The sequence below is a fragment of the Novosphingobium sp. PY1 genome, assembly GCF_017312445.1.
Lineage (GTDB): Bacteria > Pseudomonadota > Alphaproteobacteria > Sphingomonadales > Sphingomonadaceae > Novosphingobium.
Window position 1 is genome coordinate 186,762 of record NZ_BLTI01000013.1, and the last position, 22,506, is coordinate 209,267.

At 64.0% G+C, this 22,506-nt stretch carries 21 protein-coding genes and 2 tRNA genes; 10 read left to right on the forward strand and 13 right to left on the reverse strand.

All coding sequences use genetic code 11. The features are described 5' to 3' along the window. Window positions 1-5 precede the first annotated feature (5 nt). The 4 genes from J3474_RS18945 (at window position 6) to J3474_RS18960 (ending at window position 6,539) form a co-directional block, all read left to right on the forward strand. Window positions 6-3,200 (forward strand): efflux RND transporter permease subunit, encoded by a 3,195-nt coding sequence (locus J3474_RS18945; protein WP_207095223.1) that lies wholly within the window; start codon window positions 6-8, stop codon window positions 3,198-3,200. Next, a complete protein-coding gene (locus J3474_RS18950) occupies window positions 3,197-4,609 on the forward strand; it encodes an efflux transporter outer membrane subunit (RefSeq protein ID WP_013833875.1) in 1,413 nt (470 codons plus the stop codon). The genes J3474_RS18945 and J3474_RS18950 overlap by 4 nt, the downstream gene beginning before the upstream one ends. Window positions 4,610-4,876: 267 nt before the next feature. Further along, window positions 4,877-5,272, forward strand: coding sequence for a MarR family winged helix-turn-helix transcriptional regulator (locus J3474_RS18955; protein WP_242528485.1), 396 nt, complete (start codon window positions 4,877-4,879; stop codon window positions 5,270-5,272). A gap of 271 nt (window positions 5,273-5,543) precedes the next feature. Beyond that, on the forward strand, window positions 5,544-6,539 hold the full coding sequence (locus J3474_RS18960) for a class I adenylate-forming enzyme family protein (RefSeq protein ID WP_207095224.1): 996 nt from the start codon (window positions 5,544-5,546) through the stop codon (window positions 6,537-6,539). Window positions 6,540-6,583: 44 nt separating this feature from the next. On the opposite strand, the gene J3474_RS18965 is transcribed toward J3474_RS18960, so the two are convergent. From J3474_RS18965 to cysD, 4 genes are all read right to left on the reverse strand, one after another. Further along, window positions 6,584-7,030: a MarR family winged helix-turn-helix transcriptional regulator gene (locus tag J3474_RS18965; RefSeq protein ID WP_013833878.1), complete on the reverse strand. Its 447-nt coding sequence runs from the start codon at window positions 7,028-7,030 to the stop codon at window positions 6,584-6,586. A gap of 117 nt (window positions 7,031-7,147) precedes the next feature. Then, window positions 7,148-7,885: a 3'(2'),5'-bisphosphate nucleotidase CysQ gene (locus J3474_RS18970; protein ID WP_207095225.1), complete on the reverse strand. Its 738-nt coding sequence runs from the start codon at window positions 7,883-7,885 to the stop codon at window positions 7,148-7,150. Continuing rightward, on the reverse strand, window positions 7,885-9,810 hold the full coding sequence (gene cysN, locus J3474_RS18975; protein ID WP_013833881.1) for a sulfate adenylyltransferase subunit CysN: 1,926 nt from the start codon (window positions 9,808-9,810) through the stop codon (window positions 7,885-7,887). The genes J3474_RS18970 and cysN overlap by 1 nt, the downstream gene beginning before the upstream one ends. Continuing rightward, window positions 9,810-10,712 carry a sulfate adenylyltransferase subunit CysD gene (gene cysD, locus J3474_RS18980; RefSeq protein ID WP_007014954.1) on the reverse strand — a complete coding sequence of 301 codons (903 nt, stop codon included), beginning with the start codon at window positions 10,710-10,712 and terminating at the stop codon, window positions 9,810-9,812. The genes cysN and cysD overlap by 1 nt, the downstream gene beginning before the upstream one ends. 108 nt (window positions 10,713-10,820) lie before the next feature. Between cysD and J3474_RS18985 the strand changes: the two genes are divergently transcribed. Continuing rightward, entirely contained in the window at window positions 10,821-11,915 is a 1,095-nt protein-coding gene (locus J3474_RS18985) for a helix-turn-helix transcriptional regulator (RefSeq protein WP_207095226.1), read from the forward strand. 26 nt (window positions 11,916-11,941) lie between these two features. On the opposite strand, the gene thiE is transcribed toward J3474_RS18985, so the two are convergent. Further along, on the reverse strand, window positions 11,942-12,613 hold the full coding sequence (gene thiE / locus J3474_RS18990) for a thiamine phosphate synthase (protein WP_007014951.1): 672 nt from the start codon (window positions 12,611-12,613) through the stop codon (window positions 11,942-11,944). Between the two features lie 117 nt (window positions 12,614-12,730). Between thiE and J3474_RS18995 the strand changes: the two genes are divergently transcribed. Then, window positions 12,731-13,171, forward strand: coding sequence for a hypothetical protein (locus tag J3474_RS18995; protein WP_207095227.1), 441 nt, complete (start codon window positions 12,731-12,733; stop codon window positions 13,169-13,171). Here J3474_RS18995 and J3474_RS19000 read toward each other — a convergent pair. The 6 genes from J3474_RS19000 to tkt all read right to left on the reverse strand — a co-directional run bounded on the left by J3474_RS19000 (window position 13,168) and on the right by tkt (window position 20,199). After that, window positions 13,168-14,190: a methyl-accepting chemotaxis protein gene (locus J3474_RS19000; protein ID WP_207095228.1), complete on the reverse strand. Its 1,023-nt coding sequence runs from the start codon at window positions 14,188-14,190 to the stop codon at window positions 13,168-13,170. The two genes, J3474_RS18995 and J3474_RS19000, sit on opposite strands and share 4 nt — an antisense overlap. A gap of 258 nt (window positions 14,191-14,448) precedes the next feature. Then, on the reverse strand, window positions 14,449-15,360 hold the full coding sequence (locus tag J3474_RS19005) for a fructose bisphosphate aldolase (protein WP_207095229.1): 912 nt from the start codon (window positions 15,358-15,360) through the stop codon (window positions 14,449-14,451). Window positions 15,361-15,483: 123 nt separating this feature from the next. Further along, the gene (locus J3474_RS19010; RefSeq protein ID WP_007014947.1) at window positions 15,484-16,695 is read right to left on the reverse strand and encodes a phosphoglycerate kinase; all 1,212 of its coding nucleotides are present in this window, start codon (window positions 16,693-16,695) and stop codon (window positions 15,484-15,486) included. After that, on the reverse strand, window positions 16,692-17,126 hold the full coding sequence (locus tag J3474_RS19015) for an MOSC domain-containing protein (RefSeq protein ID WP_207095230.1): 435 nt from the start codon (window positions 17,124-17,126) through the stop codon (window positions 16,692-16,694). Before J3474_RS19015 ends, J3474_RS19010 begins: the two co-directional genes overlap by 4 nt. Before the next feature lie 62 nt (window positions 17,127-17,188). Then, window positions 17,189-18,196, reverse strand: coding sequence for a type I glyceraldehyde-3-phosphate dehydrogenase (gene gap, locus J3474_RS19020; protein ID WP_007014945.1), 1,008 nt, complete (start codon window positions 18,194-18,196; stop codon window positions 17,189-17,191). Window positions 18,197-18,210: 14 nt separating this feature from the next. Next, window positions 18,211-20,199, reverse strand: coding sequence for a transketolase (gene tkt, locus J3474_RS19025; RefSeq protein ID WP_207095231.1), 1,989 nt, complete (start codon window positions 20,197-20,199; stop codon window positions 18,211-18,213). Between the two features lie 189 nt (window positions 20,200-20,388). Here tkt and J3474_RS19030 point away from each other — a divergent pair, with 189 nt between their 5' ends. From J3474_RS19030 to J3474_RS19045, 4 genes are all read left to right on the forward strand, one after another. Beyond that, window positions 20,389-20,604: a hypothetical protein gene (locus J3474_RS19030; RefSeq protein WP_207095232.1), complete on the forward strand. Its 216-nt coding sequence runs from the start codon at window positions 20,389-20,391 to the stop codon at window positions 20,602-20,604. Window positions 20,605-20,644: 40 nt separating this feature from the next. Next, entirely contained in the window at window positions 20,645-20,968 is a 324-nt protein-coding gene (locus tag J3474_RS19035) for a cell division protein ZapA (RefSeq protein ID WP_013833887.1), read from the forward strand. 156 nt (window positions 20,969-21,124) lie between these two features. Then, entirely contained in the window at window positions 21,125-21,727 is a 603-nt protein-coding gene (locus tag J3474_RS19040; protein ID WP_207095233.1) for a 5-formyltetrahydrofolate cyclo-ligase, read from the forward strand. Between the two features lies 1 nt (window position 21,728). Then, window positions 21,729-21,944, forward strand: coding sequence for a DUF2842 domain-containing protein (locus J3474_RS19045; protein ID WP_207095234.1), 216 nt, complete (start codon window positions 21,729-21,731; stop codon window positions 21,942-21,944). 235 nt (window positions 21,945-22,179) lie between these two features. On the opposite strand, the gene J3474_RS19050 is transcribed toward J3474_RS19045, so the two are convergent. Further along, window positions 22,180-22,256, reverse strand: a tRNA-Asp gene (locus J3474_RS19050). A 66-nt stretch (window positions 22,257-22,322) separates the two neighbouring features. Continuing rightward, a tRNA-Asp gene (locus tag J3474_RS19055) sits at window positions 22,323-22,399 on the reverse strand. Window positions 22,400-22,506 lie beyond the last annotated feature (107 nt).

The window sequence follows — 22,506 nt, forward strand, 5'->3', positions numbered from 1 at the left end:
CGCGAATGTCCCGGATTTTCATCGACCGCCCGATTTTCGCCTGGGTGCTTGCGATCATCGTCATGCTTGGAGGCATCGGCGCGCTCGCGCTTCTGCCCAATGAGCAATACCCGGACATTGCGCCGACCGAAGTCAACATTCGCGCCAGCTACCCCGGCGCTTCTGCCGAGACGGTCGAGAACAGCGTAACGCAGATCATCGAGCAGCAGCTCACCGGTATCGACGGCCTCCTTTATTTCAGTTCGCAGTCGACCAATCGCGGCCAGGGCACGATCACTGCCGTCTTCAACAAGGGCACCGATCCGGACATTGCCCAGGTTCAGGTCCAGAACAAGGTACAGACCGCGCTGTCCCGCCTGCCACAATCGGTGCAGAACCAGGGCGTAAGGGTCACCAAGTCCAATCCGGACCAGCTGCTCGTCGTTGCCGTCTATGACGCGACCGACACGCGTTCGAATCAGGACGTTTCCGATTACCTGACATCGCACATCCAGGACCCGCTCTCGCGCATCGAGGGCGTGGGTGACGTTCGCGTCTTCGGATCGCCGCACGCCATGCGCATCTGGCTCGATCCGACAAGGCTCGCCGCGGTCTCGCTCATGCCCAGCGACGTGATCACCGCGATCAAGGCCCAGAACACCGAAGTCGCGGCCGGCGAAGTCGGCGGCCTGCCCTCGCCCGAAGACCAGGCTCTCGATGCCATCGTCACCGCCGGTTCGCGCCTGCAGACCCCCGAGCAGTTTCGCCGGATCGTCATCAAGACGAAGAGCGATGGCTCGACCGTGACCATCGGCGACGTCGCAAGGGTAGAGATCGGGGCGGAAAACTATTCCTCGCTCACCCGCGTCAACGGGCATCCCGGCGCCGGCATCTCGATTTCCTTGTCGCCGGGCGCCGACGCACTGCAGACCGCAGAGCGCGTCAAGACGGCGATGACCGCCATGTCGTCGGACCTGCCGGACGGCATGAACTATATCTATGCCAACGATTCCACGACCTTCATCAAGCTGTCGATCTCGGAAGTGGCAAAGGCCCTGTTCGAGGCCATCGTCCTCGTAGTGCTGGTGATGTTCATCTTCCTGCAGAGCTGGCGCGCCACGCTCATCCCGGCCATCGCCGTTCCGGTCGTCCTGCTCGGCACTTTCGGGATCTTCTATCTCGCCGGTTTTTCCATCAACACGATGACCCTGTTCGGGCTGGTTCTGGCAATCGGTCTGCTGGTCGACGATGCCATCGTCGTGGTCGAGAACGTCGAACGGCTCATGGAGGAAAATCCGGGCATGAGCGCTCGTGAGGCGACCATCCTGTCGATGCAGGAAATACAGGTCGCCCTCGTCGCGATCGCACTGGTGCTATCGGCTGTATTCCTGCCGATGGCTTTCTTCGGTGGCTCCACCGGTGTAATCTATCGCCAGTTCTCGCTCACGATCGTATCGGCCATGGTGCTCTCGGTTCTGGTTGCGCTGATCCTCAGTCCGGCGCTCACCTCCACCCTGCTCAAGCCCAAGAACGGCGAAGAGGAACCAACCTGGATCGAACGGCGCCTGCCGTGGCTCGCGCGGTTATGGGACAGGTTCCACAAGGGCTTCAACCGTACTGTAGAAACCGGCACGGAACGCTACGGCAAGGCGGTCGAGCGCGTGGTCGAGCAAAAGTGGCGGTGGCTCGGCATCTTCGCAGTTGTCTGCATTGCGACCTATGCCCTGTTCATCAGGCTTCCCACCGGCTTCCTGCCCAACGAGGACCAGGGCTCGATCTTCGTGCAGTGGCGCCTTCCGGCAGGCACGCCACGCTCCAAGACCGAGGAAGTGCAAGATCAGGTCGAGAAGTACTTCCTCGGCGACAACAAGGAGCTCGTCTCCGGTATGCTCACGATTTCGGGTGGCGGCCTCGGAGCAGCAGGCCAGAACACCGGCACCGGATTCCTCAACCTGGTCGACTGGGACGATCGCCCGGGCAAAGAGAACAGCGCGCAGGCCATCGTCGATCGTGCTTCGGCGGCATTCAGCGGCTTGCGCAACGCGCAGGTCTTCGCGCTTGTCCCCGGTTCGATCCGCGGTCTCGGTCAGAATTCCGGCTTCACCATGGAGCTGCAGAACAACGGCGAATTGAGCCGGACCGAATTCGCCGCCGCGCGCGACAAGCTCCTGGCACTGGCGAACAGCGATTCCCGCCTTGCACAAGTGCGCCTCAGCGACTTGCCTGACGTCTCCACTCTGAAAGTCGATACCAACACGCAAGCGCTTAGTACCTATGGCCTGTCGCAAAGCGATGTGAACGCGACCCTGAGCACGGCCTGGGGCGGCAATTACGTCAACGATTTCCTCGATGAGGGACGCATCAAGAAAGTCTACGTCCAGGGCGAGGCGCAGTACCGTTCGCGCCCTGAAGACCTCAACCAGTGGTTCGTGCGCGGTTCCAACGGGCAGATGGCGCCATTCTCGGCCTTCTCGAATGTAAGCTGGTCCACCGCGCCAAGCAGCAGCTCGCGCTTCAACGGTCTTCAAGCCTACGAATTTTCGGGCACGCCTGCGCCCGGCGTTAGTTCAGGCACGGCGATGGACGTGATGGAAGAGCTGGCCAGCCAAATCCCCGGCACGAGCGTGGCATGGGCGGGCTCTTCCTACCAGGAGCGGCTCTCTACCGGTCAGGGGCCCCTGCTTTATGGCCTCTCGTTGCTGGTCGTGTTCCTGTGCCTTGCCGCACTCTACGAAAGCTGGTCGATCCCGATCGCGGTGATCATGGTGATCCCGCTAGGCCTGCTGGGAGCCATCGTCTTCGTGACCGTGCGCGGCCTTGAAAACGACGTCTATCTGCAGATCGGCCTGCTCACCACGATGGGGCTCGCCGCGAAGAACGCGATCCTCATGATCGAGTTCGCCGAGCAGGCCGAGCGGCAGGGCAAGCGCGTGATCGATGCCGCTCTCGAAGCGGCACGTATCCGCCTGCGCCCGATTCTGATGACGAGCTTCGCCTTCATCTTCGGCGTGCTGCCCCTCGCACTGGCCACGGGTGCCGGCGCCAACAGCCGCGTGGCCATCGGCACCGCCGTCGTCGGCGGGATGCTGACGGCCACGATCCTGGCCATCTTCTACATACCGCTGTTCTTCGTCCTTGTCCGGCGCGGTGTTCGCGACGGTCTGGCGGCAGCCCGGCGCAAGCTTGCAGAGCGACGCTCCGCAGCGGGAGAAGGCGCATGAAGCTCTCCCACAGGGCACGCCTTTCCGTGATGCTCCCGGCAATGGCGCTGGGAGCCTGCTCGATGGCGCCGAAGTATGTCCAGCCCGCCGCCCCGGTCCCGGTTTCCTGGCCCGCGGGAGACGCCTATCTCGCGCAGAGCGAAGCGGCCCTTCCCCTGGTGTCCTACACCGAAATCTTTCGCGACGAGCGACTGCAGGCGCTGATCCGGCAAGCCCTGGACAATAATCGCGACTTGCGCGTGGCCGCCGCCAATGTGGCGGCCTCCCGTGCTCAGGTGCGGGTCGTACGTTCCGACCAGTTCCCCGAACTCGGCGTGAGCGGCGCGGCGACCTATACCGATCGACAGGGTAGCGGCAGCGACGGCTGGTCCTATTCAACACAGGGCGGCGTCTCCAGTTTCGAGCTGGACCTGTTCGGCAAACTCGCCAATGCCACTGAAGCGCAGCGCAATGCTGCACTTTCGACGGAATCGGCAGCCCGCACCGTCCGTCTCGGCCTCGTCGCGGATCTCGCCCGCGCCTGGTCCACTTACGCTGCGGACAAGGACCTGCTGCGCATCGCGCAGGAAACCGCAGCGAATGCGCAGCGCAGCGTGGAACTGACTGGCGCCCTGCTCAAAGCGGGCGTCGCCCCGCGCACGGATCTGCGACAGGCCCAACAGATCCTCGAAACCGCGCGCGGCGACCTCGCCTCGCAGCAAACGGCGCTGGCTCAAGACGTCAATGCAATCCGCCTTCTGGTCGGCGCCGACTTCGATCAGGCCCTGCTTCCCGGCAGCATCGCCCAGGTCAACGACAGCCTTGCCGTACTGCCGGCCGGGACGAGTTCCCAAGTCCTGCTTCGCCGCCCCGACGTCATCGGTGCGGAATTCGACCTGCGCGCTGCCAATGCAGACATCGGCGTTGCCCGCGCCCAGCTCTTCCCCTCGATCTCGCTGACCGGCCTTCTGGGATTTGCCAGCAATTCGCTGTCATCGCTGTTTACCGACGGCGCCTTCTCGGCCACCGGCGGGGGCGATGCCAGCTGGTCGATCTTCAACGCCGGCGGCAAGGCCGCGAATGTCGATGTTGCCAAGGCACGGCGCGATGCGGCTCTCGCGACTTACGAGAAGACGATCCAGACCGCCTTCAGCGAAGTCGCCGACGCACTGGCCGATCAGGGTACGCTCGCAGAGCGACTGCGCTCGGCCCAGGCTTTCACCGAAGCTGCCAGCGACACCGGGAAGTTGACCGAGGCCCGCTACAGGCAGGGCATCGACAGCTATCTCGACAATCTCGACGCCCAGCGCAGCCTCTATTCGGCGCGCAAGGCGGAGGTCTCTGTGCGACTGGCCGTCGCCTCGAACCGGATCACGCTTTACCGCGTCCTGGGCGGCGATCAGGCAAGCGACACGGTAGCAGCGGAATAGATTGCCAGCTGTTGCGCACTGCAGACAGGCTGGCGATTTATCAATTGGTCGAAAACTCGGCCCGGGAACTTGACCCGGCACCTCGGCGAAGCCCACCTACGCAATGTGCAATTGTATCGGTTCCACTAGCGCCGACGCACTGCACGCGAGTTGAACAATCGACAAGGAGCGGGCGTGGCGACTGAGGCTGAGAAGACAACCGCGGACATCCCGAAAAATCCTCTCAGCGGCGAAAACGACAGCGCCCGCCGCCAGATTGCCCTAAACTTGACCGTAATTGCCCGGCTCATACGCAACAATTTCGATCGCAAGGTGGCAGCGCTCAACGTCACCCGGTCGCAATGGACCCTGATCGCCGTAGTTTCCCGCAATCCAGGTGCCACCCAACGCGTGATTGCGGAGCACCTGGAGATGTCGGAAGCCTCGGCGGGACGCCTTATCGACAGGCTCTGTGCCGAAGGCCTGCTGGTCCGGCGCGACCGCAAGGACGACCGCAGGGCCCGCGCCGTATACCTGACGGATGCGGCCACGCCCTTACTCGAACAACTCCACCAGATCGCCGCGGCAGGCGAAGAGCGCATGTTCGGCAACTTCTCCGCAGAGGAGATCGATACGCTGCACGATTTCATGGCGCGCATTTACGAGAACGTTTGTCGCGGCTGATTCGCGCGGCGCGCATTCGGTCGGGAGCCCGGCCGCCAAATACGCCCTCACCCCCTGACTTTTGCATCGAAAAGCACTACATTCAGCGGAAAGCGGATCAAAAAGCGGTGAGGATGTCGAGACCATGGTCGAGACCCGGCTGACAGTTGCTGCATCATTTCCCGAGCTTGCTCTTCAGGCCCGCTGCCTTTCGCGCGAACATCTCTCCTCCGCGCCTTCCCCGATCTTTCAACCACCCTGCCGTCACGGTCCCTCAGGCTGAGTAGATCAGATGAACATCGCACTCCTTCTCGAACGCGCGGCCGCATCCGCACCCGACCACATCGGATTGGTCTGCAATGCGCGATCGTGGCGATACGGGGATCTGCTCGATGCCGCGCGCGGCGCTTTCGAACTGATCCAAGAGAGCGAAGCCGATTCCGTCGCAATCATCGACGAAAGCAGCGAGGCCGCCGTCTTCGCGATGTTCGGCGCAGCTCTGGCAGGCGTGCCGTACTGCCCGCTAGATTGCGCCCTGCCTGACGAAGTGCTGACCACCGAACTGGAGCGTCTCGCTCCAGCCCTCGTGATCGGCGACGAGGAACGCGCCACCCGCATTGCCGGTTCGCAAGAATACACGATCTTCTCGCGCGAGGAATTCAGCCTCAAGGCGCAGGAAACCGTCCCTGCCGACGATGCCCGTGAGTACGATCCTGGCGAAGGCGTGGCGATCGAGATTTTCCAGCACACCACAAATGGGTCGCCCAAGGCCGAAATCTTCCGCCATGCAGAGCTGCTGGAACACGTCTCCCGTGCCCCGCACACGCTTTCGACCGACGAACCCGGCGTTACCCTGCTCGCAGTGCCGCCCCATGATGCCGCGGGAATTGTCGCCCTGCTCTGCGCGATGAACGCCCATCGCAAGGTCATCCTGTTGCCCGGCATCACCGCCGAGGGCTGGTTTGCACTGGTGGAAGCGCAGCGCGTCTCTCAGGCTCTGGTGATCCCGGCCCTGCTGGCACGCATCGTCGAGCAGATGGAAGCGGGCATGGCGCGGGATCTCTCGACGCTGCGGGGGATCGCCTGCGCTGGCGCCGAAATCCCTCTAGAGATCATGCGGCGAGCGCTCGAACTGTTTCCCTCGACGGATTTCACGAGCGCCTGGGGGCGCGCTGGGCCACGCGATACGATCACCGTCCTCGCGCATGACCGGCAGCACGCAGCCATTTCCGGTGGCGAAGTGAAGCTGCCACCTTCCGAGGGACCGACCTCCCGTATCAACATCTGAGCGCCCCTGCGGGCGCGAACTGATGCCCGTCGCCGTCCGGCCATTCACTTCCTGTCGTGAGCGGTCGCGACAGGCTTGACGGAAAGGTTCAGGCGGATCTTCTCGAGAGTTTCGAACAGCTGGGTCTGTTCTGAAGCCGATACGCCGGCAAGAGCCAGGTCGGAAATTTCCTCTGACAGCGGCTCCAACTGTCCGACAAGGCCCAGGCCCCGTTCGGTCAGGAACAGACGCCAGGCCCGACGATCGGACGGATCGGCCCGGCGCTCGACAAGGCCAGCGTCCTGCATGCGATCGATCATGCGCCCGGCAGTGATCGGTTCGACTTCGAGCATTTCAGCAAGTTCGCCCTGCTTGATGCCCTCATGGCGACGCAAGACGTAGATGACTTGCCACTGCGGGCGCGTGATGCCGATTTCCCGCGCGCGCTGATCGAAACTGCGGCGCATCAGCCGCGCGACCTGCCCCAAGAGTGTGCCGAGCCTTCTTTCCATGGCCGCAAACTTAGTAGTCTTGCTTATAATTGACTAGTGCAATTATTATGACGCCTGTTGCACCCGGCAGGCTGGCGGAGGGGCGCTTGAGACCGGCCCTCTCCGCAAGCATCTGAATCACAGGAAGGCCTTCACTTCGCGCAAGACCATTGCGGCATGTTCCTTACGGCAGATCAGCAAGTCGGGCATGTAGACGTCCTGCTGGTTGTAGACGAGTGGGCTGCCGTCGATGCGCGACACATGCAGGCCCCAGCCCAGCGCAACCGCGGCTGGCGCGCAGCTATCCCATTCGTACTGGCCGCCCGAGTGAAGGTAGATATCCGCTTCGCCGCGCAGGATCGCCATGGCCTTTGCGCCGGCCGAGCCCATGGGCACGAGTTCACCGCCGATCGCCTCGCACACGCCGGTCGCTTCCCGGGCCGGGCGGGTCCGGCTCACCACCATGCGCAGCTTCTCGGGCGCGACGGGAAGTTGACCCGGCTGGTCCGAACGCAGGACCTCGCCAAGACCGGGCAGCGCGACGGCGCCCAGGACCGGCGCGCCGTTCAATGCCATGCCTACATGTACGGCCCAGTCGGAGCGCTCCTCGCCATATTCGCGCGTGCCGTCGACCGGATCGACGATCCACACGCGCTCCTTCGACAAGCGTTCGGCGTTGTCCTTTTCTTCCTCGGACAGCAGCCCGTCATCCGCGCGCTGCTGACGCAGCGCGCGGACGAGGAACTGGTTCGCGGTCTGGTCACCCGCCTTGCCGAGGGACTTGCCCTCGAACATGCCGGATTCGCGGACCTCGATGAGGATCTTGCCGGCAACCCCGGCCAGATGCGCGGCGAGATCGCCGTCGGTCATCGTCATCAGGCGTCTCCCAGAAGCGTATCGACGATCAGGTTCGCCGCTTCTTCAGGCGACATCTTGGTCGTGTCGATCCGGATTTCCGGGCTGCGCGGCGCTTCGTAGGGGCTATCGATGCCGGTGAAGTTCTTGAGCTCACCGGAGCGCGCCTTCTTGTAGAGGCCCTTGACGTCGCGCGCCTCGGCCACCTTGAGCGGCGTGTCGATGAAGACTTCGAAGAACTCGCCCTCGGGAAGCATCGAGCGCACCATTTCGCGATCCGCCTGGAAGGGCGAGATGAACGCGGTGATGACGATCAGGCCGGCATCGGCCATCAGCTTGGAGACTTCGCCGACGCGGCGGATATTCTCGATGCGGTCTGTTTCAGTGAAGCCGAGGTCCTTGTTCAGGCCATGACGCACATTGTCGCCGTCGAGCAGGAAGGTGTGCCGGTTCATCCGGTGCAGCTTCTTCTCGACCATGTTGGCGATGGTCGACTTGCCCGAGCCGGAAAGGCCGGTGAACCACAGCACCGCCGGGGTCTGGTTCTTGAGCGCGGCATGCTGCTTGCGGCCGATATCGAGCGCCTGCCAGTGCACGTTCTGCGAACGGCGCAGCGAGAAGTTGATCATGCCCGCCGCAACCGTGGCGTTGGTCATCTTGTCGACGAGGATGAACCCGCCCAGTGCGCGATTGTCCGCATAGGGCTCGAACACGATCTGCTTGTCGGTCACGATCTCGGCCACGCCGATCTCGTTCAGTTCAAGCGTCTTGGCCGCCATGTGCTCCATCGTGTTCACGTTGACCGTGTACTTGGGCTCATGGACCGTCACCGAGACCGTTTGCGTGGCAAGCTTGAGCCAGTAGGCCCGCCCCGGCACCAGCGCATCGTCTGCCATCCATACGATGGTCGATTCGAACTGGTCGGCCGTCTGCGGCGGATTGTCGGCGATCGAAATCACCGAACCGCGCGAGCAGTCGATCTCGTCCTCGAAGCAGACGGTGACCGACTCGCCGGCCACGGCCTCTTCGATCTCGCCATCGAAGGTGACGACCTTGCTGACCGTGCTGGTCTTGCCCGAAGGCAGGACGCGGATCTTGTCGCCGGGCCTGACGGCGCCGGTCGCGATAAGGCCCGAGAAACCGCGGAAGTCGAGGTTCGGGCGGTTGACCCATTGTACCGGCATGCGCAGCGGCTTGTCGGCGTCGACCGAGCTGATGACTTCGACGGTCTCGAGATGCTCGACGAGCGTCGGCCCCTTGTACCACGGCGTATTCGCCGAGAGCGTGGTGATGTTGTCGCCCTTGAAGCCCGAGATCGGCATGGCCGTGAAGCTCTCGATCCCGATCGAGTTGGCGAACTCGGAATAATCGGCAACGATCTTGTCGAAGACTTCCTGGCTGTAATCGACAAGGTCCATCTTGTTGACGGCCAGGACGATGTTCTTGATGCCGATCAGGTGGCACAGGTAGCTGTGACGGCGCGTCTGGACGAGCACGCCCTTGCGCGCGTCGATCAGGATCACCGCGAGGTCGGCGGTCGAGGCGCCGGTCACCATGTTGCGGGTGTACTGTTCGTGGCCCGGGCAGTCGGCGACGATGAACTTGCGCTTCTCGGTGTTGAAGAAGCGATAGGCGACGTCGATGGTGATGCCCTGCTCACGCTCGGCGGCGAGGCCGTCGACCAGCAGTGCAAAGTCGATTTCCTGCCCCTGCGTACCGACCTTCTTCGAATCCGAAGTCAGCGCATCGAGCTGGTCCTCGAAGATCATCTTCGAATCGTAGAGCAGGCGCCCGATCAGGGTGGACTTGCCGTCGTCGACGCTGCCGCAGGTGATGAAGCGCAGCATCGTCTTGTGTTCATGCTGCTCGAGGTAGGCGTCGATATCCTTGGAGATCAGCTCGTCGACGACGTACACCGGATCGTTGTGGGTCTTGGTGTCGGTCATCAGAAGTACCCCTGCTGCTTCTTGACTTCCATGCCGGCACCGCCGGCATCCTTGTCGATGGCGCGGCCCTGCCGCTCGGACGTGGTGGTGAGCAGCGTTTCCTGGATCACCTCGGGGAGGGTCTTGGCCTCGCTCTCGACAGCGCCGGTCAGCGGGTAGCAGCCCAGCGTGCGGAAGCGGATCGAGCGCATGACCGGCTCCTCGCCCGGCTGCAGCGGGAAGCGTTCGTCATCGACCATCAGCAGCATGCCGTCGCGCTCAACGGTCGGGCGCTTCTCGGCGAAGTAGAGCGGCACGATCGGAATGTCGTTGAGGTGAATGTACTGCCACACGTCGAGCTCGGTCCAGTTCGAGATCGGGAAGACGCGGATCGATTCCCCGCGCGCCTTCTTGGCATTGTAGAGGTTCCACAACTCGGGGCGCTGGTTCTTTGGGTCCCAGCCATGCGAGGAAGTCCGGAACGAAAAGATGCGCTCCTTGGCGCGGCTTTTTTCCTCGTCGCGGCGGGCACCGCCGAAGGCAGCGTCGAAGCCGTACTTGTCCAGCGCTTGCTTGAGCCCCTCGGTCTTCCACATGTCGGTGTGCAGCGAACCGTGGTCGAAGGGATTGATGCCCTTCTCCTGCGCTTCGGGGTTCTGGTAGACGAGCAGGTCCATGCCCGAGAGTTCGGCCATCTTGTCGCGCAGCTCGTACATCGCCTTGAACTTCCAGGTCGTGTCGACGTGGAGCAGCGGGAACGGCGGCGGCGAGGGATAGAAAGCCTTGCGCGCAAGGTGCAGCATGACGGCGCTGTCCTTGCCGACCGAGTAGAGCATCACCGGCCGTTCGGCCTCGGCAACGACTTCCCGGATGATGTGGATGCTCTCGGCCTCCAGCCTCTCGAGGTGGGTCAGTGTCTTCATCTCAATCCCTTCGCGTGGGCTTCGGCGGGGATCGGCGCGGCCGTCGCCCGTCTGTCGCGCATGTCATTGCAGGGATGACTTTTCCGCGAACCTCCCATATGGGAGGGTATGGCCCTGACCAGCACCGACGAAACGGACCTGATCCTTCCCCTGTTCACGGGAACGCATGAGAACCCGCGCTTTGCGACGTTCCTCGAGCGCCTGCGCCGCCGAACCGATGCAAACCATATCGGACTTATCCATCACACGCACGATTGGACCGGTGGCCGAAAGTCCACCTATTTCGCGGGCGAGGACCTGAGACGCCGGGCGGCCGAGACCAACAGTCCCGATCCATTCGAAACCGACCGCGCGCTTTTCGAACAGTTGCGCCCCAACCGGGTATACAGCCTCTCCGAACTCGTCGAGCACGACCCTGTAGCGCGGGCGGCCCGCGCGCGCAGAATGGCCAACCTCGGCCTTGCCGACGAACGCGTGGTCCGCATCACCGACGGTGACAGCTTCACCGCGTGGCTGATGCTGGCCCGCGCAAAACCTTGCTCTGCCGCCGATAGCGCGCTGCTCTCCAACCTTGCTCCCTATGTCGGAATCGCGCTGGGCAATCTGGTCGCCGCCGAACGCGACCGCCTGCTCGCGCGCATCAATGCCCTGAGCCTCGCCCGCGCCGGACGGGGCTGGATGACCTTCGATCTCGACCAGCGCCTCACCGCCATCGACCCCGAGACCGCCACCTACTGGGAGGCCCATTGCGGCACCGAGCCGCGCATCGGCGAACGGCTGCGCGGCCTCGATCAGGGCACGGATCGCGAACTGGCGGCAGCGATGGCGGACCTTGCGGATGATCCGGGCCGCCCGGCGCGCGCCGTTCTGCTGCGCCAGGTGCCCCGGATGGAAGCGCTGCTCATGGCCATGGACGCGGGCAGCGAAGACCCCGGAGACATCCTGGCGCTTGTCCCGCTACCCCGCGAATTGCCCGCAGACGGCGCAGCGCGGCTGGCACAGGTTCACGACTTGCCTCCGCGTGAGGCCGAGCTGGCCATGGAACTTGCCGGTGGACATTCGATCGCCGAGAGCGCCGAACGCATGGGGCTCACGCTGGAGACCGCGCGCAATTATTCTAAGCGGCTATACGCCAAGCTGGGCGTGCGCGGTCAGGCCGAACTGGTGCGCCTCGTCTATGAAAGCACCGCGGTCCTCGCCTGACCGCAAGGCATAACGGCATCGCGGCATCACGGCATCGCGGCAGCAATCGCCTCGTTGAAGGCCTTCACCGCGGCCGCCTCATCGCCATTCCAGACCGCCCCCGACACAGCCAGGAAGTCCGCTCCGGCCGCGACCAACGCTCCGCAGTTCTCCGGGGTGATCCCGCCGATGGCAACGCAGGGGATCTCGAAGATGCGCTGCCACCATTCGAGCAGGTCGAGACCCGCCTTGTGCTTCACGTCCTTGGTCGTCGTGGGGAAATAGGCCCCAAAGGCGACATAGTCGGCGCCGGCATCGCCTGCTTCCATTGCAAGGTGGCGGCTGTCGTGACAGGTGACGCCGATCTGCGCATCGCGGCCAAGCGCCTTGCGCGCTTCCTCGACGGTGCCGTCTTCCTGCCCCAGATGCACGCCGTCCGCCCCCAGGCGCTTGGCGAGGCTGATCGAATCGTTGACGATGAAGGCAACCTCCCGCTCGGCGCAGATCGCCTGCAACGGCTCGGCAAGGCGCGCGGCCTCGTGCTGGTCGATGTCCTTAACGCGGAACTGGAAGGCAGCCACCGGCCCTGCGTCGAGCGCGCGGGCCAGGCGCTGCGGGAAGTCCCCGTCCACCTTGAGCGGAGAGATCAGGTAGAGCAGCGTCGGCTCGCGCTCGATTTCGTCCTGTTCGGCTTGGTCGGTGTCGATTTGATCGGTCATGGCTGCCCTCTAGCCCTGCACGCGGCTTGCGCCAAGCATTCCGGAGCGGTTCATCTGCCACATGTTGTGATTGCCCCCATGATCGCAAGACAATCTCAGGCCCTGCTCGCCGGTTTCATGGCCGCTTTCGCCCTTGCCGGGTGCACCATCATACCTCCGGCAGAGCCGCAGTCCGCCCCGCTGCCGCCGCCATCGCCGCCGCAGGAACAGGCGAGCGAGAGCGCAGGAGACGACCAAGCGCCCCTCACCTACGCCGCGCTTGGCCAGAGCGTCTATGTCGACGGTCCGCGCGTCACGCCGCTGGAAGTCCTTGAAGACAGCCGCTGTCCAATGAACGCCCGCTGCGTCTGGGCCGGGCAGGTCCGCCTGCGCATCCGCATCGACCTCGGTTCCGGCAGCGCCACGCGCGAAATCACCTCGGGCAAGCCGCTCCAGATAGCAGACGGAAGCCTTGAACTCGTCGAGATACGGCCCGACCGGGTAGCCGGAGGCGAAAGCGGCGGCGTGATCGATCCGGGAACCTACCGCTTCGGCTTCCGCTTCATGGGCGGGCTCTAGGCCGCAGCGTTCATCGCGCTCTCGATGCAACCGTACCAGCCCAGCCCGCGATAGGTCTCGTAGCCGGGCGTCAGGCCATAGGCGACGATCTTGCCGTCCTTGTTGCCATAGCCCCATTCGGCCTCAGGCTTGAGCGGATAGGTCTTGCCGAAAGCACCGGGCTCGGTCGAGGCAATCACGCGGTAGCGGGAGTCGAGCAGCATCACCTTGCTGTGCTTGCGCTCCTCCTGCGACAGCGAAATGCCCTCGACGATGGACCGGGCCTGCGGCTCCCAGTCGAAGAAGATCCCCAGCACACCCACGGATCTGCCGCCGGTTTCGCCCCCGGCGCGAATGGCAGTGGAATATGTCGCGACTTGCGCATTGCCCAGACGGGCAACTTTCTCGACATCGCAGACCGCGAAATCATCGCCGTCAGCGGTTGCAAGGCCGCGCCGGAACCAGTCCTCGCGCGAGACGTCGGCTCCGATCACCCCGCGGTAGCGGTCGGGACGGCCATTGGCGATAACCTTGCCCGAACGGTCCGCGATCCACAGATCGAGATAGACGGTGTAGGACCGCAGGATCGTGGCAAGCCGGGATGTCGCATGGGCGACAGCTTCGGCGCCGGGCTGCTCGGCCACGCTGACCACGGCGCTGTCAGTCGCCCACCAGCGCACGTCGCAGGAGCGCTCGTAGAGGTTACGGTCCATGATCTCCACGGCATTGCGCGCCATGTCGGCATAGCGGCTGCCCTTGAAGCCCATCATCATTTCTTCGCCGGCATTCTGGATGCGCGCGGCATTCTCGCTGATCGCAAGGTTGAGCGAGCCGGACAGTTCCGTCACTTCGCGCGATACCGAGCCCATCTCCTGCGCCACGACGCTGAAGCTCTTGCCCGCTTCGCCAGCGCGCGCGGCTTCCAGGCGCGCATTCATCGATAGAATCTGCGTGCGCATCATGATCTGGTCGAGATCGGCAATCTTGGCCTTGGTGACCTTCGTCAGTTCCAGTGCGAGGTCGATTATCTGATCCTGCATACCACTCCTGTCGGACTCTTGCCTTTCCCCTGCCTGCAGAACCGCTCTCCGGTGCCGGGGACATGCTTGGCGCCCCGGTCATTCTTGTCGGCATTCGCATGCCGCTCGGCCCACGCTACGCACACATGCTTGATCGGGAGCGCAGACCGGCATCAGGAGATGTACGTATAACGCCCTCAGGATGTCGCCATGGTCGCAAGAAAAAAGGCGGCGCCCGCCGGGGCACCGCCTTTCATCATTCCGGCAAGGTCAGACCTGTCAGGCAGCCGCAGCAGCGCCGGCCTTCTGGGTAGAACCCTTGTAGATCTCATTGATCGCCGCGCCGAGCGAGGCGTCGAACTCCGCGTCGCTCATCTGCGCACGCAGGTCCTGCAGCAGCGCGCGGCTGAAGCTGGCGATGATGCCCTTGTTCCTGGCCAGCTCGACGCAGGCCTCGGGACGCTCGTATCCGCCCGAGAGCGCGACGACGCGCAGCACCTTGGGGTGATCGACCAGTGCGTCGAACGTGCCCGGGACGACCGGCAGCGATAGCTTGAGCATGACCTGCTGGCCTTCCGGCAGCGCGTCGAGATTCTTGAGGATCTCGGCAAGCAGGATCTTGTCGCACTCGGCGCGCGTCTCGCTCTTGATGTTCACCTCGGGCTCGATGATCGGCATCATGCCGTGCGAGAGAACCTGCTGGCCGATCTCGAACTGCTGCTTGACCACGGCGGCGATGCCTTCGGCGTTGGCGGAATTGATCACCGAACGCTCCTTGGTACCGAAGACGCCGAGCGCCCTTGAACGCTCCAGCAGCGCGTCGAGCGTGGGCATCGGCTTCATCAACTGCACGCCGTTGGCCTCGTCCTCGAGGCCCTTGTCGATCTTGATGAAGGGCACGATGCCCTTGTTGATCAGCGCAGTCGGGGTGGGAACGCCGTCGACCTGACCGTCCATGGTGCGCTCGAACAGGATCGCGCCGATGACCTTTTCGCCGCTGAAGGCAGGAGAAGAGATGATGCGGCTGCGCATCTGGTGGATCAGGCCGAACATTTCCTCTTCGGTCGACCAGGCGCCTTCCTCGATGCCGTAGCCCTTGAGTGCCTTTGGCGTGGAGCCGCCGCTCTGGTCGAGCGCGGCAATAAAGCCGTCGCCATCGGCCATCTTGGCCGTCATCTGTGAAACTTGCATGGTTCTCCTCCTGTTTGTCTCACCTGTTGGTAATCGGGGCTATCGGCGGGGGACCCGGCGCGCAACCTCGGCAAAGGGCTTAATCCGCTCAAGCGCCTTTGCCTCGCGAGGTGCGGATCGCGCTCAGGCCTCCAGCACGGCGACGCCGGGCAGTTCCTTGCCTTCCATCCATTCAAGGAAGGCACCGCCGGCCGTCGAGATATACGAAAAGTCCTGCGCCACGCCCGCGTGATTGAGCGCCGCCACGGTATCGCCGCCACCGGCGACCGAAATCAGCGAACCTTCGACGGTCAGTGCGGCTGCCGTGCGCGCAAGGGCGACAGTGGCCGCATCAAAGGGCACCGTCTCGAAGGCGCCCATCGGACCGTTCCAGACCAGCGTCCGGCAAGTCTTGAGCACATCGCCGAGGGCTTCGACCGCCAGCGGACCGACGTCGAGGATCATCTCGTCAGAGGCGACCTCGTGGACGTTGCAGGTGCGCAAGGAAGCCGGGTTGGCCGCGAATTCCTTCGACACGACGACCTCATAGGGCAGATGCACGGTGCAGCCTGACGTGTCGGCCGCCTCGAGGATCTCGTTGGCAGTGCCGGTCAGGTCGTGCTCGCAAAGCGACTTGCCCACGTCGACGCCCTTGGCGGCGAGGAAGGTGTTGGCCATGCCCCCGCCGATGATCAGGTGATCGACCTGGCCGACAAGGTGCTTGAGCACGTCGAGCTTGGAGGAAACCTTGGCTCCGCCGACGACGGCCGCCACCGGCTTTTCCGGAGCGCCCAGCGCCTTGTCCAGCGCTTCAAGCTCTGCCTGCATCGAGCGGCCCGCATAGGCGGGCAGGACGCGGGCGAGGCCCTCGGTCGTCGCATGGGCGCGGTGCGCGGCGGAGAACGCGTCGTTGACGTAGAAGTCGCCGTTTTCGGCAATCGCCTTCACGAAATCGGCATCGTTCTTTTCCTCGCCCTTCCAGAAGCGCGTGTTCTCAAGGATCGCGATGTCACCGGCACGCAGGATGCCGACCGACTGCGCAACCACCGGACCGGCGACTTCGGGCACGAACATGACTTCCTTGCCCAGCACCCTCTCGACCGCACCGACCACCATCGATAGCGACATGGTGGAGGAGCGCTCGCCCTTGGGACGGCCGAAGTGTGCCAGAAGCAGGACCTTGGCGCCCTTCCCGGCTAGTTCCAGGATCGTGGGAGCACATGCACGAATGCGGGTCTCGTCGGTAACGAGGCCGTCCTTCATCGGCAGGTTGAGGTCGACACGTACCAGCGCCACCTTGCCGGTCACGTCGCCCAGGTCAGATTCGAGGGTGTCCAGGGTCTTGAAAGCGCTCATTGCTCGATCCTTACTTCGTCTCCGACGGCAATCTCGCCATCGTCCAGAACCCGGCCCAGCACGCCGCCACGCCAGTCCGGCGCCAGCGCGGCCATCAGTCCGGGCTCGATTTCATCCATGCGGCTGCATGGATCGCATTCCATGGTTATCTCGATGCGGCAGGTCGGCCCGATCGCGATTACCGCCCCCGCCGCTCGCGGCAGGCGCAGTCCCGAGACGCACAGGTTCGCCCGCCGTGCATGCCACGGCAGGAACGCGTCGTCGGGAATGTCGAGATCGCGCAGGGCTGCGCGCCAGCTCTCGGCCTCGATCAGCGAGACCTGCCGGCGCGGCTGCTTTCTTGCCCCATCGGGGCCCTGACGCACGGCGCCGCGAAAGTCCCCCTGGACTCCCGCGGCGGCAGTGACGGCGACGGACGACAATTCCTCCATGGTTCCACGCGATCGCGAACGCCGCGCTATGCCAAGGAGTGTGCCCGTCGCCGGATTCACTTTCAGAGGAACTTCGCCATCGCACCCGCAGTGTCGAGCATGCGGTTCGAGAAGCCCCACTCGTTGTCGTACCAGGATACGACGCGGACGAACTTGCCTTCCATGACGGCCGTCTCGAGGCTGTCGACGGTCGAGCTCGCCGGGTAGTGGTTGAAGTCCGACGAAACCAGCGGCTCTTCGGTGTAGGCCAGGACGCCCTTCATCGGGCCTTCCGACGCTGCCTTGAGAGCGGCGTTGATTTCTTCCTTGGTGGTGTCGCGCTTCGGCACGAAGCACAGGTCGACTAGGCTTACGTTCGGGGTCGGCACGCGGACCGACGAACCGTCCAGCTTGCCCTTGAGTTCCGGCAGCACGAGGCCGACCGCGCGGGCAGCGCCCGTGGTGGTCGGGATCATGTTGGCGGCACCGGCACGGGCGCGGCGCAGATCGCTGTGGATCTGGTCGAGCATGCGCTGGTCGTTGGTGTAGCTGTGGATCGTGGTCATGAAGCCACGCTCGATGCCGACGGTGTCGTTGAGGACCTTGGCAACCGGGGCGAGGCAGTTCGTGGTGCACGAAGCGTTCGACACGACGATGTGATCGGCGGTCAGCGTCTCGTGGTTCACGCCGAAGACGACGGTGTTGTCGACGCCGGTGGCCGGGGCCGAGATCAGCACGCGCTTGGCGCCCGCGTCGAGGTGCGGCTGCGACGCTTCCTTCGACTGGAAGAAGCCCGTGCACTCGAGCACGATGTCGATGCCCAGATCCTTGTGCGGCAGCTTGCCCGGATCGCGCTCGGCAGTGACGACGATGTCCTTGCCGTTGACGGTGATCTTGCCTTCGCCGGCCTCGACGGTGCCGGGGAAGCGACCGTGGGTGCTGTCATAGGCAAAAAGGAGAGCATTCGACTTGGTGTCGGCCAGGTCGTTGATCGAAACGAGGTCGAGACCGCAGTCGGGGCGCTCGAGAATGGCCCGGGCGACAAGGCGTCCGATACGTCCGAAACCGTTGATAGCAACCTTGGTCGCCATAAAATTCTCCTCCTTTAGGCGCTTAGCTTATCAAGAATCTTGGGCACGATGGATTCGGCGGTGAAACCGAAGCGTGCGAACAGGTCCTTTGCCGGCGCAGACGCGCCGAACCGGTCGATGCCGATGTTGAGACCGCCGTTGCGGCTCGCAGCGGTATAGCGCTCCCAGCCCAGCGTCGAGCCGGCCTCGATCGAAACGCGCAGGACAGACGCATCGTGCGGCAGCACTTCGTGCTTGTACGCTTCATCCTGCGCTTCGAACAGCTCCATGCAGGGCATCGAGACGACATCGGCGCCGATGTTCTGCGATTCCAGCTGCTCGGCGACCTTCACGGCCAGTTCCACTTCGGAACCGCTGGCGATCAGGATGACCTTGCGGTCGGCCGCAGCATGACGAAGCGTGTAGGCGCCGCGCGCCGAAAGCATGTCACCGCTATTGCGCAGCTGCGGCAGATTCTGGCGGGTCAGCGCAAGAACCGAAGGCGTATCCTTGGACTGCAGCGCGATGTTCCAGCACTCTGCCGTCTCGATCACGTCCGCGGGGCGGAACACGTAGAGGTTCGGGATCAGGCGCAGGCTCATGACCTGCTCGATCGGCTGGTGGGTCGGACCGTCTTCGCCCAGGCCGATGGAATCGTGGGTCAGGACGTAGATCGCGCGGGTCTGCTGCAGCGCCGAGAGGCGGATCGCATTGCGGCAGTAGTCCGAGAAGATCAGGAAGGTGCCGCCGTAGGGAATGACGCCGCCATGCAGCGCCATGCCGTTCATCGCCGCGGCCATGCCGAATTCGCGGATGCCGTAATAGACATAGCGACCGGCGTAGTTTTCCGGGGTGAACGGCTCCTGGCACTTGGCCTTGGTGTTGTTCGAGCCGGTAAGGTCGGCCGAACCGCCAACCATCTCGGGCACCACCGGCGCCAGGACGTTGAGGCAGTTTTCCGAAGCCTTGCGGGTAGCGACGGTGGTGTCGCCGTCGAGCCAGCTGGCGAAAGTCTTCGCAGCCTCGTCGCCTTCCGGAAGATCGCCGGCCATGCGGCGGTTGAATTCGGCAGCGTCGGCGCTGGCGGCCAGGCGGCCTTCCCACTCGGCGCGGGCCTTGGCCCCGGCTTCGCCCAGCGAACGCCAGTCGGCAAGGATCTCGGCCGGGATCTCGAACGGAGCTGCCGTCCAGCCCAGGAATTCACGAGCGGCGGCGACTTCATCGGGGCCGAGCGCAGCACCGTGAACGTCATGGCTGCCCTGCTTGTTGGGTGCGCCCTTGCCGATCACCGTCTTGCAGGCAACGAGCGAGGGCTTGTCCGAGGCAGCGGCTTCGGCCAGCGCACGCTCGATATCGGCAAAGTCGTGGCCGTCGCACGAGAAAACGTCCCAACCGGTAGCGCGGAAGCGCGCGGGGATGTCTTCGCTCGTCGACAACGAGGTATCGCCGTCGATGGTGATGTTGTTGTCGTCCCACAGGACCTTGAGGCGGCCCAGCTTGAGGTTGCCGGCCAGGCCGATCGCCTCGTGGTTGATGCCTTCCATGAGGCAGCCGTCACCGGCGATGACCCAGGTCTTGTGGTCGACGAGGTCGTCACCGAAAGTGCCGTTGAGCTGACGCTCGGCCATCGCCATGCCGACCGCCATCGCCAGGCCCTGCCCCAGCGGACCGGTGGTGCATTCCACGCCCGGGATCAGGAAGTTTTCCGGGTGACCGGCGCAGACCGAGCCGAGCTGACGGAAGTTGCGGATGTCGTCCATCGTCGGGCTGGCATAGCCGGTCAGGTGGAGCAGCGAGTAGATCAGCATCGAGCCGTGGCCGGCCGAGAGCACGAAGCGGTCGCGGTCGGCCCACTTGGGCGCGGCGGGATCGAACTTGAGAAACTTGGAGAACAGCACCGTGGCGACGTCCGCCATGCCCATCGGCATGCCGGGGTGACCGCTGTTGGCAGCCTGGACCGCATCCATCGAAAGCGCCCGGATGGCATTGGCCATCGGCGCGAGGCGGTTGGGGGCGAGGGTCATCTGATGGCTCCGGATACGGAAATTACTGGGCGATTCGAAAGTCCGGACCCCCTTTAGGGAGAGGCGGCTTCCCGTCAAGTTCGCCAGTCAGTTTCGCGCGACCGACCAGTTGAACCGCACGTCGAAATGATTGTGAACAACAAGGGCCAATTGCTTGCGTTTTATCTTCTTTCCGGTAGCGAACGGAGGATGGAACAGACGGCGATCTGTGAAGCACTGCAAAGGATCGAGGCAGCGCTTGCGCGTGTCGAGGGCGCAACCCGGCAGGCTGTAGACCTGCGCGGTCGCCACGAGGCCCTGATCGGGCAGCACGAGGCTCTCGCCACCCGGCACGTGACTCTCAAGGCAAGCGTCGAGCAATCGCTCTCCCGGATCGACGGGCTGATCGGACGGGCCGATAAATGATCCGCCGGATTCAGATCGCATTTTCGAAGCCCCTGAAGTCATGAGCAACGTCACCCTTTCCATCGGCTCCCGCCGCTTCACCGTCGCTTGCGCCGACGGCGAGGAGGCTCATGTCTCCGAACTGGGCGACCTGATCGACGCCAAGGTCAGCCAGGCCGGCGCGCAGGGTCAGACCGAAACGCGCATGCTGCTCTTCGCGGCGCTCCTGCTCGCGGACGAAGTGCATGAACTGCGCCGCTCGGGCACAAGCGCCCCCGCCCCGGCAAGCGAACTGCCCGAAGATCTGGCCGAGCGCCTCGCCGAGGTTGCGGGCCGTATAGAAAATATCGCGAACCTCCTTGAGGCTGACGCCGGCAACGCCTAACTAGGGCTCGACGGGATCTGCCCGGCACGAGCCGTTCGAACATCCCTGAGGCTATAAGCAATCCAAGGGGGCTGTCCCTGCCCGGACCGTGGTCCGACGCACATGGCTCCCACCTGACGTTGAGGCGTCAGAGGATTTCTAGGAAAACGACCCAAGGTGGACCCGTCACCCCCATTTCCCGCGAATGAAGCAAAGGCCCGGCTGCGCAGGGCCTTCCGGACCGCCCGGCGCGAGCATGTCTCCGCGCTGCCCCAGGGCATGCGTGCGCTCATGCTCAACCGACCGCCCTCTCCCATCGCGCAGATGATGCCCGAAGGGGCGCTGGTCGGACTTTATTATCCCGTAGGTGACGAGGCACCCTCGCTGGGCTGGGCGCGCTGGCTGGTCGAGAATGACCGCCGCATCGCCCTGCCCGCCTTCGAATCCCGCGAGAGCCCGATGGAATTTCGCGCCTGGAACGATCCTTTCGTGGACGATGAACTGGCAATCTCGCCCTGGGGCGGGCTGCAACCGGACCGAACCGGCGAAGCGCTCATCCCCGATCTTGTCGTCGTACCGCTGATCGCCTTCACCGAGCGCGGCGAACGCCTCGGCCAGGGCGGTGGACACTACGACCGCTGGCTCCAGGCCTATCCGCAGGTGCGCGCCATCGGGCTTGCATGGGACTGCCAGATCGCCGATGCGCTTCCGATCGAGGATCACGATCGGCATCTCGACGCCGTCGTGACGCCGACCCGGATCTATCAAGGAAGCGAATGAAATGCGCGAGACCCCGACATGGCGAATTCCGATCGGCGTCCTGGGCCTGTGCGTCGCGCTTGCGGTTTACGGCATTCTCATCGCGACTTACGTGCCGCCGCTGATCGGTAACTGGCACGCCCTGGCGCAGACGCCCGTCTACATCGTGCTCGGCGTCGCCTGGATCATGCCGCTGCGTCGCTTCCTGATATGGATGGAGACCGGCCGCTGGGGTTGAGCCCCGGCAGCCTAAAGCCTTAGCGAACATCGACATGACAAGCTGCGCAGTCGGCAAGCCCGTACGGCACCGAGCCGTCCTGGTAGATGCCTGACCTGCGGGTAACCGAGTCGCTGCCCCGGCACCCTCAGAGAGGCTGCCCGATGTCTTTCACAGGGCGCTGATCGCAAAAAGAAAAAGGCCGGGACATGCCCGGCCTTTTCTTCTGATGATTCACCTCAGGACATTCCTGAAGTGGCGCGAGTGACGGGGCTCGAACCCGCGACCTCCGGCGTGACAGGCCGGCACTCTAACCAACTGAGCTACACCCGCTCACCAGTGAAAAGAACTGCACCTCAGTTCTTTCTATGTATCCTGTTTTCACAGGCTTTTCCCAAGTGGCGCGAGTGACGGGGCTCGAACCCGCGACCTCCGGCGTGACAGGCCGGCACTCTAACCAACTGAGCTACACCCGCGTTCTAAGGCGGTGCGTCCGCTTGGGAGCCGCGCCACTAAGACAGGCTCATCGGGCTGTCAACTGCCTTGAGAGGGTAAGTGGTTTTTTTGCGCGCCCTGCCCCGGC

Bases quoted from the DNA above. Each gene is read 5' to 3' on its own strand.
- J3474_RS18945 (WP_207095223.1), top strand. From the start codon at position 6: ATGTCCCGGATTTTCATCGACCGCCCGATTTTCGCCTGGGTGCTTGCG.
- J3474_RS18950 (WP_013833875.1), top strand. From the start codon at position 3,197: ATGAAGCTCTCCCACAGGGCACGCCTTTCCGTGATGCTCCCGGCAATG.
- J3474_RS18960 (WP_207095224.1), top strand. From the start codon at position 5,544: ATGAACATCGCACTCCTTCTCGAACGCGCGGCCGCATCCGCACCCGAC.
- J3474_RS18965 (WP_013833878.1), bottom strand. From the start codon at position 7,030: ATGGAAAGAAGGCTCGGCACACTCTTGGGGCAGGTCGCGCGGCTGATG.
- J3474_RS18970 (WP_207095225.1), bottom strand. From the start codon at position 7,885: ATGACGATGACCGACGGCGATCTCGCCGCGCATCTGGCCGGGGTTGCC.
- cysN (WP_013833881.1), bottom strand. From the start codon at position 9,810: ATGACCGACACCAAGACCCACAACGATCCGGTGTACGTCGTCGACGAG.
- cysD (WP_007014954.1), bottom strand. From the start codon at position 10,712: ATGAAGACACTGACCCACCTCGAGAGGCTGGAGGCCGAGAGCATCCAC.
- J3474_RS18985 (WP_207095226.1), top strand. From the start codon at position 10,821: ATGGCCCTGACCAGCACCGACGAAACGGACCTGATCCTTCCCCTGTTC.
- thiE (WP_007014951.1), bottom strand. From the start codon at position 12,613: ATGACCGATCAAATCGACACCGACCAAGCCGAACAGGACGAAATCGAG.
- J3474_RS18995 (WP_207095227.1), top strand. From the start codon at position 12,731: ATGGCCGCTTTCGCCCTTGCCGGGTGCACCATCATACCTCCGGCAGAG.
- J3474_RS19000 (WP_207095228.1), bottom strand. From the start codon at position 14,190: ATGCAGGATCAGATAATCGACCTCGCACTGGAACTGACGAAGGTCACC.
- J3474_RS19005 (WP_207095229.1), bottom strand. From the start codon at position 15,360: ATGCAAGTTTCACAGATGACGGCCAAGATGGCCGATGGCGACGGCTTT.
- J3474_RS19010 (WP_007014947.1), bottom strand. From the start codon at position 16,695: ATGAGCGCTTTCAAGACCCTGGACACCCTCGAATCTGACCTGGGCGAC.
- J3474_RS19015 (WP_207095230.1), bottom strand. From the start codon at position 17,126: ATGGAGGAATTGTCGTCCGTCGCCGTCACTGCCGCCGCGGGAGTCCAG.
- gap (WP_007014945.1), bottom strand. From the start codon at position 18,196: ATGGCGACCAAGGTTGCTATCAACGGTTTCGGACGTATCGGACGCCTT.
- tkt (WP_207095231.1), bottom strand. From the start codon at position 20,199: ATGACCCTCGCCCCCAACCGCCTCGCGCCGATGGCCAATGCCATCCGG.
- J3474_RS19030 (WP_207095232.1), top strand. From the start codon at position 20,389: ATGGAACAGACGGCGATCTGTGAAGCACTGCAAAGGATCGAGGCAGCG.
- J3474_RS19035 (WP_013833887.1), top strand. From the start codon at position 20,645: ATGAGCAACGTCACCCTTTCCATCGGCTCCCGCCGCTTCACCGTCGCT.
- J3474_RS19045 (WP_207095234.1), top strand. From the start codon at position 21,729: ATGCGCGAGACCCCGACATGGCGAATTCCGATCGGCGTCCTGGGCCTG.